The 15,879-nt window shown below is 58.4% G+C and carries 12 protein-coding genes; 8 read left to right on the plus strand and 4 right to left on the minus strand.

Annotated features, from left to right (window positions below; genetic code table 11):
• Positions 1-57: 57 nt before the first annotated feature.
• Positions 58-1,530, minus strand: a complete 1,473-nt coding sequence (locus QMG56_RS00560) for an HAD family hydrolase (protein ID WP_281820543.1) — start codon at positions 1,528-1,530, stop codon at positions 58-60.
• A gap of 134 nt (positions 1,531-1,664) precedes the next feature.
• Here QMG56_RS00560 and QMG56_RS00565 point away from each other — a divergent pair, with 134 nt between their 5' ends.
• Both QMG56_RS00565 and QMG56_RS00570 read left to right on the plus strand, forming a co-directional pair.
• Positions 1,665-2,024 carry a flagellar biosynthesis regulator FlaF gene (locus QMG56_RS00565; RefSeq protein ID WP_230189787.1) on the plus strand — a complete coding sequence of 120 codons (360 nt, stop codon included), beginning with the start codon at positions 1,665-1,667 and terminating at the stop codon, positions 2,022-2,024.
• 192 nt (positions 2,025-2,216) lie between these two features.
• Positions 2,217-2,582, plus strand: coding sequence for a hypothetical protein (locus tag QMG56_RS00570; protein WP_281820548.1), 366 nt, complete (start codon positions 2,217-2,219; stop codon positions 2,580-2,582).
• Here QMG56_RS00570 and QMG56_RS00575 read toward each other — a convergent pair whose 3' ends face one another.
• Both QMG56_RS00575 and QMG56_RS00580 read right to left on the minus strand, forming a co-directional pair.
• On the minus strand, positions 2,583-3,203 hold the full coding sequence (locus tag QMG56_RS00575) for a response regulator transcription factor (RefSeq protein ID WP_281820551.1): 621 nt from the start codon (positions 3,201-3,203) through the stop codon (positions 2,583-2,585). It abuts the gene before it with no gap.
• A gap of 14 nt (positions 3,204-3,217) precedes the next feature.
• A complete protein-coding gene (locus QMG56_RS00580; RefSeq protein ID WP_281820553.1) occupies positions 3,218-4,396 on the minus strand; it encodes a sensor histidine kinase in 1,179 nt (392 codons plus the stop codon).
• A gap of 535 nt (positions 4,397-4,931) precedes the next feature.
• On the opposite strand from QMG56_RS00580, the gene QMG56_RS00585 reads away from it, so the two are divergent.
• From QMG56_RS00585 to QMG56_RS00595, 3 genes are all read left to right on the plus strand, one after another.
• Complete coding sequence (locus tag QMG56_RS00585; RefSeq protein ID WP_375713618.1) at positions 4,932-6,320, plus strand: methyl-accepting chemotaxis protein; 1,389 nt, start codon at positions 4,932-4,934, stop codon at positions 6,318-6,320.
• Between the two features lie 95 nt (positions 6,321-6,415).
• Entirely contained in the window at positions 6,416-7,978 is a 1,563-nt protein-coding gene (locus QMG56_RS00590) for a methyl-accepting chemotaxis protein (RefSeq protein ID WP_281820556.1), read from the plus strand.
• A gap of 284 nt (positions 7,979-8,262) precedes the next feature.
• Complete coding sequence (locus tag QMG56_RS00595) at positions 8,263-10,203, plus strand: bifunctional diguanylate cyclase/phosphodiesterase (RefSeq protein WP_281820558.1); 1,941 nt, start codon at positions 8,263-8,265, stop codon at positions 10,201-10,203.
• Between the two features lie 185 nt (positions 10,204-10,388).
• Here the strand turns inward: QMG56_RS00595 and QMG56_RS00600 are convergent, their stop codons facing one another.
• Positions 10,389-12,140, minus strand: a complete 1,752-nt coding sequence (locus QMG56_RS00600) for a DUF885 domain-containing protein (RefSeq protein WP_281820560.1) — start codon at positions 12,138-12,140, stop codon at positions 10,389-10,391.
• Positions 12,141-12,309: 169 nt separating this feature from the next.
• Here QMG56_RS00600 and QMG56_RS00605 point away from each other — a divergent pair, with 169 nt between their 5' ends.
• Genes QMG56_RS00605 through QMG56_RS00615 form a run of 3 tightly spaced genes read left to right on the plus strand, consistent with a single transcriptional unit; the run spans position 12,310 to position 15,872 of the window.
• Positions 12,310-13,635 carry an MFS transporter gene (locus QMG56_RS00605; protein ID WP_281820561.1) on the plus strand — a complete coding sequence of 442 codons (1,326 nt, stop codon included), beginning with the start codon at positions 12,310-12,312 and terminating at the stop codon, positions 13,633-13,635.
• Complete coding sequence (cysK, locus tag QMG56_RS00610) at positions 13,632-14,549, plus strand: cysteine synthase A (RefSeq protein ID WP_281820563.1); 918 nt, start codon at positions 13,632-13,634, stop codon at positions 14,547-14,549. Before QMG56_RS00605 ends, cysK begins: the two co-directional genes overlap by 4 nt.
• 21 nt (positions 14,550-14,570) lie before the next feature.
• Positions 14,571-15,872 (plus strand): cell wall hydrolase, encoded by a 1,302-nt coding sequence (locus QMG56_RS00615; RefSeq protein WP_281820565.1) that lies wholly within the window; start codon positions 14,571-14,573, stop codon positions 15,870-15,872.
• Positions 15,873-15,879 lie beyond the last annotated feature (7 nt).

Raw genomic sequence — 15,879 nt, forward strand, 5'->3', positions numbered from 1 at the left:
CAATACATTGGTCGCACAGACCAGTCTGCGCGCGGGCGACGAATTTTCGCTGCGCGTTCAGGGCGGCGCGGCCAAGAAAGTCGTCATACAGGCGGACGATACTTTGGTGACGCTGGGCGATCGCATCCGTCGGTTGACCGGCTCCAAGGCTGTCGTAGCCGCCAGCACCGTTGCCGGCGTAACGACGCTGCGGATCGATGCCAAGGCGGGCTCGTCAGTCGCATTGATCGCAGGTCCGAAGGACAAGGACGCCCTTGCCAAGCTGGGGATCGACCCCGAGCGACTTGCGGTTCCGCCGACTACGACGAGCCGCTCGCCCAAGGTACATCCCGGCGGCAATTTCGGGCTCATGCGCTGCGCGTTACGGATCGCTCGCACCAGCGCGCTATGCGCGCCTTGCGTCGGCAGCGTACGGAGCAGCACGGCGATCTCAGCCGGTTCGAACAATAGCTGCGTCAGGATTGCGTGGGGAGAGGTGCCTGCTTCCGCGTCAAGATATCGCAGAACATCCTCTTCCGTTTTAAGCGAGGCTGCGGTCGCGGTGAAGCGGCTTATTTCCGTTGCATGGGTTGCGGTGTCCTGCGCTACGGCATCGTAAACGAGACGCGGCAAATGGCCATCGCGCATCAGGAACAGGATATGGACTTTGCCGCCGCACGTTTGGCGCAGCGTGGCAGCCTCCTGCCCAATCCATTGCGCAAAACCCCAGAGCACCGGCCCTATCGTCGTATAGCCCAGCAGTTCGGCGGGGTTATGAACTTGCGGCTCGCCAAGCGCAATCGCTGCACGGTGCGGCTGACAGTTCAAATTGGGGGTCGCTGCCCCCGAATGGATCATTTCACTGGTGGCAGCTTCTAGCCGCAATCGTTGTTCAACGGCGGGACTGAACTGCCTGAAATGCAGAGCTTGTACGCCGGCCTTTTGCCCCGCGACCAGATCGGCAGCGCGGTTGTCGCCAATGTGCAGGATGGTATCGCATCGCACACCCAGTTTCTTCACGACTTTACCGATCAGGCCTTCGCCCTTCGACACACCATGTTCGGAGGAGCAGAAGATCCGGTCGATCAGCGCCCGCACCTCGTCCCCTGCAGCAGCAGCGATCAGTGCGCCGAGTTCCGTACTGTTGAGATATGTGTCGCTGATGATGATCACCATCAGCCCGCGTGCCCGTGCCGCCTGCATGAGCTTGATGACGGGCATGAATCCGAAACAGTGGTTTGCCTCTGCATTAAGCTCCTGCTCGACCATCGCTGCGCGCTCACGCGACGTGGCATTGGGAGCAAGTTCGGCATAAATATCTGAAAGAGCGACCTCATTGTTATGGGTGCGCAGCGCAGATGCGATGCGCGCGCGCTGCTCTGCCAATTGGCGCTGCAACTGACTGGGGCCGTCCAGCGCGGAGAAAATGTCGCGTGGCGCGTGCGTGTCCCGCCACAGGAGTGTATCGAAGCAGTCGAGCGAAAGAATCTTCACGTCGGGCCGTGCATCGAGCGCTGTTGGCAGGTCGCAAGCCAGGATCGTGTCGTTCATGCGGGTGTCCTTCAGATATCGGTGCGCTGGGCAATGCGCTGGTCTCTCCCATTATAGGACGATTATGGGATTGTGCGTTCGCCGTTTTCGATGCGTGATCGTCTAAAATAGGAGTTCAGCCAAGAGGAACGCCTATGTCACTCAATGCCTATCAACGTGTTCGCAGCATCGTCGAAACGCCCCGCCAAGCGGAGCGCCGACTGATGTGCGAGATCACCGGAGAAATGATCCATGCGCGTGAAGCCGGCCACGTTCGGGGGGCTCTGATGCCTTCGTTGCATCGCAACCGGGAATTGTGGAGTACCTTCTCGGCCGTGTGTGGAAGCGCGGGCAACGAACTGCCCATGCCTTTGCGCGCGAGCATCATTTCGCTCGCCCTGTGGGTCGATCAGTTCACTAGCGATGTCGCCGCAGGGCGGGAGTCGATTGACGATCTTATCTCGGTCAATCGCGATATTATCGAGGGACTGACCGGTAGCGGCATCCCCGATTGAGGCGGCGCGCGCACCAGCGTGCTGCCGCAGTCAATGGCAAGATCTGCCTGATACAACTACTGCAGGACGTCTCCTGACGTGTCATCCCCCATCCTGGGAGCCGAAAATGCATCTGACTAGACAAGGGCCGCCCACATTTGGCCTCGCGATGCCGCAAAAACTGTCTCGAACTTCTCCATTGGAAACTTCCACATGATCGTTGTTCGTCGACCGCTCATAATCGCGATCTCCGATCCGGGGTTACGCAGTGTTCTGGCCGCTCTACTTACGATGGCGGGAGAAACACCGATATCGACGGTCGATCACCTCGATCCGGCGTTGGGGGCAGAATTGCGCGAGATTGCCATCCTGGTCATCGACGAGCCGCTGATCTCTGCGACACCGCCGGAATGGACGGAGACGCTTCGAAACCAGTGCTGGACTGGCTCTCTCGTCATTGTAGCGGATCGGCTGCTGCGTTCCAGCGAGCCGGAAGACGGGATCATGTTAGTGCAGCGAAGCCAGGCCGCCTATGCAATACCGCCGATTATTTCGCGTTGGCAGGGGCAAGCGCTGTGATCACGCAATCGGAATAAGCCCGGCTGCAAAAGCGATCCGAAGTGCTTCGGAAAGGCTGCGAACGCCCAGCTTGTTCATCATGTTGGCACGGTGGATTTCCAATGTGCGGGGGCTTATGTCCAGATCAGCGGCAATCAGCTTGTTGGCACGGCCCTCTACCAACCTGATTAACACATCCTGCTCGCGTTGCGTCAGACTGGCGATGCTCTTCTTGGCGCGCTCAATGGCCGAACCTTTATGATGGTCTTGTTCGATTATCGTGAAAACTCTTTCGATGGTTCGCAAGAGCAATGCCGGTTCGCACGGCTTTTCAAGAAAATCCAGGGCGCGCAGTTTCATGGCCTCAACGGCGATGGATATGGCACCTTGTCCGGTCAGCATAATGGCCCCGAACTTTTGTGGGCAATCGGCAATGGCGCGCAGGACGTCCAGTCCGCTCATTCCCGGCATATTATAGTCAAGCAGGATGCAGCCCGGTTCGAAACGGTCCATTTCGGCTACGAAATCGTTTCCAGTTCTAAAAGAAAAGACCATAAGATTTGTTTGCGTGGATAGCAGGCCTTGTAGCCCGGCCCGCACCGATTTGTCGTCATCAACAATATAGATATTGCGCGTTACCATTTAAATTCCGTTTACTAGGTTTTCGCGCTGGGCAGAGTGAAGCGGAACGTCGCCCCACCCTCCGGTCGGTTGGCTGCAGTAAGTGTACCCCCGTGCGCCATAATTATGCGACGTGAAATCGATAATCCTAACCCCATTCCCTTGTCACCCTTGGTCGACGCAAACGGAACATACAACCGGTCCATGATTTCGGGCTTGATGCCCGAGCCGGTATCGGAGACGCTAAATTCCACCATGTCGGCTTCTAAGCGTTTCGTGCCGATCGTCAGAATGCGTCCATCGCGGGGGCATTCGCTGAGCTCTTCCATCGCATTGCGGAGAAGATTGATGAACACCTGTCGTATCTGCGCGCAGTTGGCCAGCACGCATTTTGCCATGGGATCGAGATCGGACAATAATTGTATGTCCAAGTGTCCCGCCTCCAGAAACGTCGCGGCTATCGCATCGTCCAGCAGTTCCGACACGGATACGATATGCGTTTCCAGATCTTTGCTTTCGGCCAGTCCCATTCTGCGGATGATTTCACTGGCTCTCAGGGCTTGCTCCTTGGCCATCTGGACGAGGGCTATTCCTCGCTCATGATTCATATCGTCATGCGGAAGCAGCTCGAACGCGCCAAGGAGATAGACGAGAGCGGCCAAAGGCTGGTTCAATTCATGCGCTAGCTCAGCCGCCATTTCGTTCATCCCGTATCGAGGCCAGCCGTCAGGTAGCTCGGTATGCACCGTGGCTACGTGCTCGTGCTCAACGGCCCAATTTGAAATTTCATGCGATAAACCAAAAAGGTTTTGCGGCGTCCCGGACTCGATATTGCCTGTTTTCGATTTGGCTTGAGCTTTCCTGTCATCGCATTGCCATACGCAAGCCGCCGAAGGGCAGTCGGCAAGGAAAGCCTCCCTTATCGGCAGATAGTCATATCTTTGAAAATCGCTCCTGCCTTTCTCGTCCGGGATCGTCGAACCGGGCGAAGCTATTTCCAGGGCGGGTCGAAAAGCACCGAATTGCCTACGCAATTTTCTCCAGCATTGACCGGATGTAGAACCATTATGGCGGTATTCCGGCTGACGTTCGGTGGCGACCGCAACTGCCGACCATAGAAATGCGAAGAGTACCGCACAGCTCCCCCACGCCGCAATCATGGGCACAATCCCGTGCGGCATAAAACCTCTGCTGTACAGTAGGATGTCTGCCATACTCATCAGGCCAGCCGCCCATGCGAGGGGCGAATTGCTTGGCCAAACAATGTCGTGGGGCAGGCTTTAAATCGGCTGAAAAATCCACGCACCATAATATTACCACACAATCAAACGCTCAATATTTTTTGATATTTATCAATGAACCGTCCAATATAAAGTAGGTATTTAGACATATAGGATTTTGCACTTATATTCCCTATTGTACGGTCTTACGATTTGATCGTCCGCGCGCTGTAATGCTGCGCTGCAACCTTCGACATTGTCGTGGTCTTCGATACAGTTACCCACGCATGTGGCTTCCCCGGAGAGTCCGGGCACGATCAAGGTAGTCCCGGTCTTTGGCCCTATTTTGATCGATTTTTATCTCAACCTTGGCGGTCGGCGGAATCCCAAAGCGATCGATACCGTTCCCACCGCGCATCTTCCAATGGCCTAATAAATTTTGCGCAGGACGTCGGTCAGGAGGTTTTTTTCCTAGAATGGTTGATGCCCACGTTTGGCAAAGCTCAGTTCGTGAAAGAAACGGATGATGATGAAATGGTACTGTGAAGTCGCTCCTATACGGCAAAAGCTGTTTATTACCTTCTGCGTTATGACAGCGATGGTCGCTCTGGCTGCAATAAGCGGCAGTTTCGCGACATGGTTCGGCGGTCTGACCATCGGGTTAGTGGTGGGGATGGTGCTGGTTGCCGCAACGGCAATCATCGGCGCATGGTTCCGTAAAGCGATCGCGGATCCCTATGTGACGACCGTGGTTCGCATGGAAGGTCTGGCGAACGGCGATTTGAGCAGTGCCATTGAATTCACAGACAATAGCGATTGCGTCGGTCGGCTGACCAAGGCGATGTTCACATTCCGTGATGCAGCCGTGGCGCAAATCGATCGAGCGGCTGAGCAAAGGGAAGTTGTCGATACATTATCCACGCATCTGGAGGAACTGTCCGCAGGTGACCTCATGGCAGCGATCGAAACTGACTTTCCGTTCGAATATGCGACGCTCAAGACCAATTTCAATGCAGCTCTGGACAACCTGCGCGCATTGATCAGCTCCGTCAGCGAAAGTGCATCCACCATCGGCACGGGCTCCAGCGAAATCGCACATGCATCCGAAGATCTGGCGCGGCGTACCGAAAGCAATGCCGCTAGCCTGGAAGAAACTTCGGCTGCCGTCACGCAGATGGATGGCCGCCTGCAGGCGACTGCCGCAGCAGCGATGAGCACGGTCAGTCGTGCCAATCAGGCGATAGAGACGGTCGGTAGCGGTCGATCGATCGCTGCAGAGGCCGTTCAGTCCATGGGCCGGGTGTCGGAAAGCGCCAAGGGAATCGACAATGTGATCGAAGGACTGGACAAGATCGCTTTCCAGACCCGCGTGCTTGCGATGAATGCTGCGGTTGAAGCAGGTAGGGCAGGCGATGCCGGACGTGGCTTTGCCGTCGTGGCCGATCTCGTCAGTGCGCTCGCCATGCGCGCTGAGGAAGAAGCCAAGCGTGCGCGCGATCAGTTGACAGCCACGCAGACGGAAATCGTTATTGCCGTCAAGGCTGTGCAAAAAGTCGATGGTGCTCTGGAAGGCATTTCGAGCGACGTAGGGCAAGTGCACGAACTGTTGGCGACGATCGCTTCGGACAATCAGGCCCAGTCGGTGGCTGTCACGCAAATTTCCGCAGCAATTCGGACGATGGACCAATCGACGCAGCAAAATGCGGCCATGGTCGAGGAAACGTCTGCTGCAGCCCGCAATCTCAACGGCGAGGTGAGCATGCTCACTGATGCTGCGGGTAAGTTCAACATTCAAGATTCGGGCGTGCGCAGCAAGGTGCGCCGGGCGTTCGGCAGCGGCGATCATTCGCCTGGCGCTGCAGGTACGGCCCGACCGCTTCCTGCGTCCGCTATTACTGCGCTCGTCCGGGCCGACTAACTCTGGACGGGAGTGGGGGCTGTACCGTTTGGGGGCCCTGTAAGTTCATTATTGGCGCCATAAAAAAGATAACAGGGCTTCGGCCGGAGAACATCATGTCCATTGATCAGGTTAAATCGCGCCTCGCCTTTATGGAAATCGACGACAGGCAGCAAGCGACGATTGCATCTGTTCGGCCCCTGGTAAAATCGCTCATAGGTCGGGCGCTCGATCGCTTTTATGCACGCGCCAGTATGCAGGCGGAGACGGCGCGACACTTCCGCGATCCAAAGCATATGGCATCTGCCAAGGTGAAGCAGGAAGCGCACTGGATGACTATCGCCAGCGGTCGCTTCGACGAGAGTTTCTACACGAGCGTCCGTCGGATCGGGACAGTTCACGCCCGTATAGGTCTGGAACCCCGCTGGTACATCGGCGCATATGCGCTGGTGCTGGAAGATCTTATCGCCGGCATCGGAAGGCATTACAGTCCATGGCGCCGCTTGCTATCGCTGTTTCGGATGCCGAGCGCCACGCAGGCAAGCATAGCCATCGTCAAGGCGGCGTTACTCGACATGGAATTGTCGGTCTCGATATATTTTGAGGAAGCGCAGATCGAACGCAATGCTGCGATTTCGGCGACAGCCCATGCGCTCGATGCGCTGGCACAGGGAGACCTGACGACAGACCTGACCGGGTTGCCAGCCAACTTCCTGGCTTTGGAGCAGAGTTACAATAAGGCCCTGGGGCAGTTGCGCGGATTGATCGGCGTCGTTTCGGAAAGTGCCGATGCCATAGGTACGGGGTCAGACGAGATCGCGCATGCGTCGGAAGATCTTGCCCGCCGGACCGAGAGTAATGCTGCCTCGCTGGAGGAAGCGGCCGCGGCCATCGCACAGATCGACGAACGGCTCAGGGCTTCGGTAACGGCCGCAGAGGTAACGGTGGAACGTGCCGATGAAGCAAGGGGCATGGTTGGAAGCGGTCGAGCGATAGCGGATGAAGCCGTGCAGGCGATGGGACGGGTGGCGGAAAGCGCAAAAGGCATTGATGACGTCATTGAAGGTCTGGACAAGATTGCGTTCCAGACGCGGGTGCTTGCGATGAATGCCGCTGTCGAGGCCGGTCGAGCGGGCGATGCAGGAAGAGGCTTCGCAGTCGTGGCCGATCTTGTTTCGGCATTGGCCATGCGCGCCGAGGAAGAGGCGAAGCGCGCCCGCGATCAGCTTACGGTTACGCAGGCGGAAATCGTGGTCGCGGTTGACGCCGTTCAAAAGGTGGATAGTTCGTTCTCCGGGATTTCGGACGGTGTAAGTCACGTCCATGAATCGGTCGGCAGTATGGCCTCTGGAAACCATGCCCAAGCTTCTGCCATTGCAGAGATCGCCGCCACTATTACCATGATCGACCAGTCTACCCAGCAAAACGCAGCTATGGTCGAGCAGACTTCGGCGGCAGCGCGAAACCTGGCGAGCGAGGTCGTCAATCTTACAAATCAGTCCGCGCAATTCAAAACCACGACCAAGCCTATTGGCCATCGGGTGCCGCAAAAGAAAACCCGCACCCCGACACAGCAAACTGGCGGTGCAAGACCGCGTAGTGTTGTTTCGGCCAAGCCATTGCGCGCTGCTGCGGTTCCCGCGTCGATGTCCGACGACGATGCCTGGCAATCATTTTAAGGCAAAAGGGTCCGTCCACCCCCGGCAGTGAGCGCCCGACCGTACACTGCCGGGATGTCGAGAACAGCAAGAGAAAGAACATAGTCATCAACGCAAATAGATAGCTTGGGTCGGGCCAGGGGCCGGAGATTTCCTACAATAGAAGAAATCGGCGACCGTCATCCGACGCGGCCGTTCATTGCAGGCAGTTCAGGTATCTTCAGGGAAGAGACTGTGTTTCACGACTAAAAAAATGGCTGTGTTTGTCGAACGATCCGGGGATCATCATTGCGCAATATGACGCAATGCGTCGCCAGATGCCGATGCTCTTCGCTTTGCTTATCATCAATGCTGCGGCTGTCACATATATCCACTATCTCTGGGCACCCGAATGGCTGACGGTCGGTATTACCGCTTGCCTCATTTCAATCGTTGCCGTCCGTCTTCTTGCCTGGACCGTATTTGCCGAAGCAACTGCTAAGATCGCGCCGGAGCGAGCGCGGAAGTTATTGCAAAGGTCGATAGTATCCGCGACGGCGTTCTCGCTCGCGTTCCTGACATGGGCTATGCTGCTGGATCAATATGGCGGTCAGCTTGAGCATGCACATATCGCAGTGTTTACCGCGATAACGGTGATCGGTTGCACATTTTGCCTGATGCATCTCCCCCAGGCGGCATTGCTCGTGAATGTCACCATCATGGTGCCGCTGCTGATTTATTACCTGTGCCGTGGCAACCCGATTTTCATCGCGATAGGATTCAATATAGCGTTGGTCAGTGCGGTTATGACCCGTGTTCTGTTGAATACCTATGCTGCATTTACCACGCAGATTCTGTCGCAGGCCAGTCTGGCTTTGCAACAGGTAGCGACCGAGCGACTGGGGGAGGACAATGCCCGGCTTGCCTTGATCGACATGCTGACGGGCTTGCCCAATCGGCGTTACTTCTTCAGCCGTCTGGACGAAATGCTGCAGGAATGCGCTGTAACCGGAGAGCGGTTTGCGGTCGGTATATTCGATCTCGATCGCTTCAAACCGGTGAACGATATGTATGGCCATGTGATGGGCGATCGGTTGCTCGCCGATGTGGGAAGGCGATTGGCCGGCCAGGTCGGCGAGGGTATCCTGATCGCGCGGCTGGGGGGCGACGAGTTCGGCGCGCTTATTTCCACCTATGGCGACCGTGCCTTTGCCACTGGCCAACATATCTGCGCATTATTGTCCGAGCCGTTCGATATTGATGACAACCGCCTGTCACTAGGCTGTTCGGGTGGAATCGCGATCTATCCGGATGCTGGCACCGATGCGAATGAGCTGATCGATCGCGCGGATTATGCTCTCTATAATGTGAAGTCCGCGCACCGGGGGGGATGTGCCCTGTTCTCGGCGGACCATGAAACGCGCATCCGGTCCGAACGTGCGATGGAAGCGGCGTTACAGACGGCAGATCTCGACGCGGAACTGCATGTCGAGTTTCAGCCGATCATGTGTCTGTCGACATTGACCATCCTGGGAGTGGAGGCACTGGGTCGCTGGACCAGTCCGCTCATCGGCGAGGTTCCACCGGATCGCTTCATCGCCGTGGCGGAACGGGTGGGGATGATGCACCCCATCACGATCAAGCTGTTTCGAAAGGCCCTGCGCAGCTTTGTCGCGATGCCGAGAAATATCGGTCTTTCGTTCAATCTTTCGGCGCAGGACATCGTTTCGTCAGAATTGATTGCGCTGCTTATGGCGGCGATTGACGAAGAAGGGGTCGACCCGTCCAGGGTCACCTTCGAATTGACCGAGACGGCATTGATGTGTGATTTCGATGCTGCTGTTTCAGGTATCCGGCGGTTACGCAGCATCGGCATTGCCATCGCGCTGGACGATTTCGGCACGGGCTATTCCAGCCTCAGTTCACTCAATCGCTTGCCGCTGGACGAAGTGAAGATCGACCGCAGCTTTGTCGACGGCCTTGGTGAAAAGGCTGGACGCAATATCGTGGGCGCTATTCTGGGTCTGTGCCGCACACTTGAGATCGACTGCATCATCGAAGGCATCGAAACGGAATTGCAGCATTCGCAAGCGAACGAACTTGGGTTTGACTTGGCCCAGGGGTATTTGTTCGCGACGCCGATGACGATGCCGTCTCTGTTGCTCTGGCTGGAGGAGCGCGGCTGGCAGGAAGGGTTCAGTTTCCCTCGCCCGCGTCACATGCTGACCAACAGGGGCAGATCGATAGCACGCATACGACCTGTCTGAATTTCACGCTCGTTCGTAGACGGTGCAGGCAGCCGCCAACTATCGACGATAGCTATTGCTCGCCGCTGCACCGATGTTCTTGTGGATCTCATCGAAAGATATCCCGCGGATATAAGGCCAATAATCGGGCTATCCGCCGCGAGACCCCGGAACGGCGAGGCCTCACGGCAATGAGCCTCGAACCCCTAAAACACGGCCTTCGCGTCGCCGCCCATCATCTGCGCACGAACCAGCGGGATCGGCGGGCCGCCAAAGCTTAGGAAGCCGTCGTGGAACTGCTTCCAGGCGTCGCGACCGCCCTTATCCTTGATCCAGTCCTCGCGCAGCTTGCGGATCATCAGCTTGCCCATCGTGTAGTTAAGATAGGCCGGATCGTAAGTTCCGCGTGCCGCCTGCTGCCGCGCATTGCCTTCGTCCTGATAGCATTGCTCCACGAACATTTTGCGCGACTGCTCCTGAGTCATCCCGCGCGCATGCAGGCCAATCGCAGACAGGTAGCGACAGTTGCGGAGCAGCGCATTGCTGAGTTGACCGATATGCGTTTCCGGGTTGCCGTTATCCAGCCCGGCGTCCCACATCATTTCCTCGGTATAATGCGCCCAGCCTTCCGCGAAAGCATAGCCCACGAACACCTTGCCGAACGTAAATTTGGAGCGGTTGGCATGAAGGAAATTCAGGAAATGCCCCGGCCACACCTCATGGACGGAGGTAAACAGCAAATCCTTTTCGCCGGGGATATAGCCATCCTGCACCGCTTTCGACCAGCTCGGGTCGGGCGGCGAGATGTAGTAGACTGACGGCAGGCCTTTTTCATACGGTCCGGGGATGTCGATATAGGCGCTGTTCTGGCGGTTATAGGGCGGCGATTCCTCGACCTGCGCTTCTTCCGTGCCGGGGATCGAGACGAGATCCTTTTCAAGAATGAAGGCTTTCAGTCCCGGCAACTGCTTGCGTGCTGCCGCGACGACGCCGCCTTCGGGCTTTTTCGCATTCATCTGGGCAAAGCAGGCAGTGATCGTCCCACCAGGAAGATACTGCGCGCAGGCCGCTTTCAGCGCATCCTGATTGCGCTTCATGTCCGCTTGACCGATGCGTTCCAGCTCGTCGAGCGGGGTATCGACCATTTCCGTCGCCTGCACCATCCGCGCGAACCGCTCGGGGCCGAGCGCGAAGTTCTGCGTCGCCTTTGGCCGCCCGCTTTCGATCCACGTCGCAAGATCGCGCATAGCCACGGATGCGGCATCAGCGGCCTCATCGAATTCCTTTTGTAGCGCTGCGTCCTTCACCGATGCGAAGGCGGCTTTCGCGTCGCCCTTGTAATAGTCCGCAAGCCCGCCGAAGCCTGCCTTGCCATAATCGATGAAGCTGAGCGGCATCGGCATTTTCAGATTGGCTTTGATTTGCGCAGCGGCGGTCGGCACATTCTTGGCAAAGGCAATGAACGCTTTCATCCGTGTCGGTGCGTCGGCATAGGGTCGCGCGATATAGACATTGGGGTCCAGCCCGCCGCCGATATAATAGGCTGGATTGTTGTGCGGCTGATCCGCGTCCGTGAGCCAGAACAGCTTGCCTCGTGCGACGGCGAGCAGATAGTCTCGCTCGAACAATTGCTCCTTCGACAGTTTGCGCGCGGCAAAGCCTTCCGCTTTGGCGATGCTGTCCTGCAGGAAAGCCGCCTGTGCCTTTAGCCCCGCTTCGCTCCAGTCGGGCAGCTTCCCATCGAACTCATGCCGCCCCTGATACACTGCGAAATAAGGATCCTGCTTGAAATAGCCTTCCAGAAACGCCGCACTGAATTTCGCCCAGTCGGCATTGTCGGCACCGGCATCGGTGACAGTAACCGTCTGCTGATTGGCAGGCGCTTCGGAACAGGCGGACAGGGAAAGCGAAAGAGCGGAAGCAGCAAGCAAGGCAGTGACATGCAGTCGGCGTATCAAATGAAGTCTCCCGGAACGGATCGTGATTCGGTGTATTACAGCACCATGCCACATTATTGCACTGACGGAAGAACTGTCGATTTGTACGAAGCGATGAAAGCAGCGCTCCTGTCACTGAAAAAATATACGGTGTTGCCGCAACCTGACTACACGGCCTAGAGCCACAGAAATGACTGCGCTCGCCCCCGACCATCCGTTGCGTTTCCCCAGCTTCCGCGCCTATTTGCTGGGGCGTGTATGTGCCGTGCTGGCGCAATACGGCATGATGATCGTGCTGGGGTGGCAGGCGTACAACATCGCGCGTGAAACGATGGGCACGCAGGCCGCAGCCGCGCAGCTTGGATTGATCGGACTGGCACAATTCGTGCCGCTGTTCCTGCTGACCCCCGTTACCGGCTGGGTCGCCGATCACTACGACCGACGGATGATCGTGCGCGGTACGCTGCTGCTGTTGACGGCCGCAGCAGGTCTCCTCAGCATTGCGACATATGAAGGGTGGGTTACTCTGCCGCTCATCCTGCTGATTGCGGTCATGGTTGGCATTGCCCGTGCGTTCAACGGTCCGGCATTCGGCGCGCTGGCACCCAATCTGGTGCCAAAGGCTACTCTGCCGCGTGCCATCGCTCTGTCCAGTGTTGCATGGCAATCGGGGATGATTGTCGGTCCGGCGGTGGGAGGATATGCTTTTGCCGCTGCGCCGTGGGGCGCTTATGCGTTAAGCGCGATGTTGTATGCCGTGGCGCTGCTATGCCTGTTGACCATCGGTCCGGTCCCACAGGCTGCGCGCAATACCACGCGCCACCCGATCCGACAGATGGTCGACGGCCTGAGCTATGTGAGACAAAACCGGTTCCTGTTCGCGACGATCACGCTCGATCTCTTCGCGGTGTTGCTCGCGGGGGCGACGGCTCTCCTGCCTATCTACGCACGCGACATATTGCATGTGGGGTCCAAGGGTCTGGGACATCTGGCTGCGGCACCGGCGGTCGGGGCGGGGCTAACGGCCCTGTGGTTCTCCTTCCGCCCGATGCAAAAGGAGGTCGGCATGAAGATGCTGATCGCCGTCATCGTGTTCGGGCTGGCGACCATCGTCTTCGGTCTCACGGCCTTTTTACCGCACGACATCGCTGTCGAGGTTGCACTGGCGGCCTTGGTGGTACTTGGCATTTCGGACATGGTGTCAGTCTATGTCCGATCCTCGCTGATCCAGTTGCATACGCCAGATGAGATGCGCGGTCGCGTGGGCAGCGTGTCGCAACTGACGATCTCAGCATCCAATGAATTGGGCGAAGCGGAGTCCGGTTTTCTCGCCGCGCTGGTCGGTCCGGTAACGGCAGTTATCGCAGGCGGCATCGGCGCGATCGTCATAACGCTTGCATGGTCGAAGTTATTCCCCGAAATTCGCCTTGCGCGCAGCTTCGACCCACCCGACATACGGCCGAGCGAAACAGCCCGAGACCCCCTGGTTACAGACGTCAAGGAGACGACATCATGAAGGCATCCAGCATTTTGGAGACCATCGGCAACACCCCGCATATCCGCGTGAGCCGTTTGTTCCCCGACGCAGAAGTATGGATCAAGTCGGAACGGTCGAACCCCGGCGGTTCGATCAAGGATCGCATCGCGCTGGCCATGATCGAAGCGGCAGAAGCATCGGGCGATCTTAAACCCGGCGGCACCATCATCGAACCGACATCGGGCAACACCGGCGTCGGTCTTGCGATGGTCGCAGCGGTCAAGGGGTACAAGCTGGTGCTCGTCATGCCCGAAAGCATGTCGATCGAGCGTCGCCGCCTGATGCTGGCCTATGGCGCAAGTTTCGACCTGACGCCGCGTGAAAAGGGCATGAAGGGCGCCATCGAGCGCGCGCTGGAGCTGATCGACAAGACGCCCGGCGCATGGATGCCGCAGCAGTTCGAAAACGCCGCCAATATCGACGTGCACGTGCGCACCACCTCGCAGGAAATACTGGCGGACTTCGCCGATACGCCTCTGGATGCGATCATCACGGGCGTCGGCACCGGCGGGCATATCACCGGCGTAGCTCAGGTGCTGAAAGCGGCCTGGCCTAGCCTCAAGGTGTTTGCCGTGGAGCCGACCCTGTCGCCCGTCATCAGCGGCGGCCAGCCGGGACCGCACCCCATTCAGGGGATCGGCGCGGGCTTCATCCCCACCAACCTGCACACGCAATTGCTGGATGGGGTGATCCAGGTCGATCCGGCCATCGCCAAGGATTTCGCCCGTCGTGCCGCTACCGTCGAGGGGATGCTCGTGGGCATATCCTCCGGCGCGACGCTCGCCGCAATTGCGCAGAAGCTGCCTGACCTGCCAGCAGACGCAAAGGTGCTGGGCTTCAACTACGACACCGGCGAGCGCTATCTGTCGGTGCCCGACTTCCTGCCGGAATAAGCGGAACTGCGGCGACGCATCATGCGCGAGGATATCAGGAACTGGATAAGCGCGGCGGGCGCATTGCTGGTGTTTGCCGGTTTGCCCGCCGCTGTCGCGCGCTTCGATTCCGCGCGCGTCGCTGCCAATGCATCGGCGGCGGGGGATCATCGCAGCATAGCGCTTCGCCCGCCCTCGCCACCGCCCGCCGTCGAGCCGCTGGTCGTGCTGGCGGTCGAACGCGACGAAGCGCGCGACATCAACGCCCGCGTGCCGTTTTCCACGCTACCCAATCCGGCAGCAAGGCCATTCGCTTTCGCAGGCGCGCCGGATTCGCTGGCCCGCGCCATAGATTGTCTGGCGGCGGCGCAATATTATGAAGCGGGCGATGATACGACCGGGCAAAAGGCCGTGGCGCAAGTCGTGCTCAATCGCCTGCGCCATCCCGCCTTCCCAAAGACAGTGTGCGGCGTCGTGTTTCAGGGCGCGGAACGGCGCACCGGATGCCAGTTCACCTTCACTTGCGACGGCGCGCTGGTGAACCGAACGCCCCCGGCTGCAGCGTGGGAGCGGGCGCGGGACGTGGCGCGCGCAGCCCTTTCTGGTGCCGTCTATCCCAAGGTCGGCTATGCGACGCATTACCATACCGACTGGGTCGTGCCGTACTGGAGCAGCAGCCTGAACAAGATTGCTGCTGTGCAAACCCATCTGTTCTTCCGCTGGGCAGGGTGGTGGGGAACGCCGCCCGCCTTTCAACGGACCGTGAGCACGACCGAGCCGATCATCCCACAGATTGCCCGTTTTTCACCCGCACACCAATCGACGGTCGGGATACTTGGACTTCCATCCAATACGCCGGGATTGGCTGCTCCCGCTGTGCTGGCCGCTGCGCCTGCCCGTGCGATTGGCGCGGATATGCTGGGCAAGCAGGTGGGCGGAGCTAAGCTCATCGCCTTTGCGCCGGGGATCAATGCCTTTATCCTGCTGCTGGACGCCAAAACGCCGGACAGCTATCCTGCCGTATCGAGTGCGTTCTGTGCCGGGCGCCCCCGCTGCCGCATTCTTGCGTGGAACGATGCAGCCGTTGCGCCACAGGGCTTCCCGCTCCCGGAAAGCGCATTGTCCAGCATGGCCTTCAGCTACATGCATGACGCTGCGGGCGGATTTCAACGCGCCTTGTGGAATTGCATCCGCATTCCCAGGGCGACGAAAGCGGAATGCATGCGTCTGCGAGACCCCGCTGCAGCAGCGCCCCCACAGCCCCTGCAACCTGCGATAAAAGCCAAACCCCCGGAAACCGTGGTGATCAGGCCAATGGAAGGCAACGCAACCCAACCGCAATAACTGAACG

The organism is Sphingobium sp. BS19 (assembly GCF_027925545.1).
In the GTDB taxonomy this organism is placed as follows: Bacteria; Pseudomonadota; Alphaproteobacteria; order Sphingomonadales; family Sphingomonadaceae; genus Sphingobium.

What these genes read in the sequence shown, in the direction of transcription:
- QMG56_RS00560 (WP_281820543.1), bottom strand. Translation starts at nt 1,530, where the DNA reads ATGAACGACACGATCCTGGCTTGCGACCTGCCAACAGCGCTCGATGCA.
- QMG56_RS00565 (WP_230189787.1), top strand. Translation starts at nt 1,665, where the DNA reads ATGTCACTCAATGCCTATCAACGTGTTCGCAGCATCGTCGAAACGCCC.
- QMG56_RS00570 (WP_281820548.1), top strand. Translation starts at nt 2,217, where the DNA reads ATGATCGTTGTTCGTCGACCGCTCATAATCGCGATCTCCGATCCGGGG.
- QMG56_RS00575 (WP_281820551.1), bottom strand. Translation starts at nt 3,203, where the DNA reads ATGGTAACGCGCAATATCTATATTGTTGATGACGACAAATCGGTGCGG.
- QMG56_RS00580 (WP_281820553.1), bottom strand. Translation starts at nt 4,396, where the DNA reads ATGGCAGACATCCTACTGTACAGCAGAGGTTTTATGCCGCACGGGATT.
- QMG56_RS00585 (WP_375713618.1), top strand. Translation starts at nt 4,932, where the DNA reads ATGAAATGGTACTGTGAAGTCGCTCCTATACGGCAAAAGCTGTTTATT.
- QMG56_RS00590 (WP_281820556.1), top strand. Translation starts at nt 6,416, where the DNA reads ATGTCCATTGATCAGGTTAAATCGCGCCTCGCCTTTATGGAAATCGAC.
- QMG56_RS00595 (WP_281820558.1), top strand. Translation starts at nt 8,263, where the DNA reads ATGCGTCGCCAGATGCCGATGCTCTTCGCTTTGCTTATCATCAATGCT.
- QMG56_RS00605 (WP_281820561.1), top strand. Translation starts at nt 12,310, where the DNA reads ATGACTGCGCTCGCCCCCGACCATCCGTTGCGTTTCCCCAGCTTCCGC.
- cysK (WP_281820563.1), top strand. Translation starts at nt 13,632, where the DNA reads ATGAAGGCATCCAGCATTTTGGAGACCATCGGCAACACCCCGCATATC.
- QMG56_RS00615 (WP_281820565.1), top strand. Translation starts at nt 14,571, where the DNA reads ATGCGCGAGGATATCAGGAACTGGATAAGCGCGGCGGGCGCATTGCTG.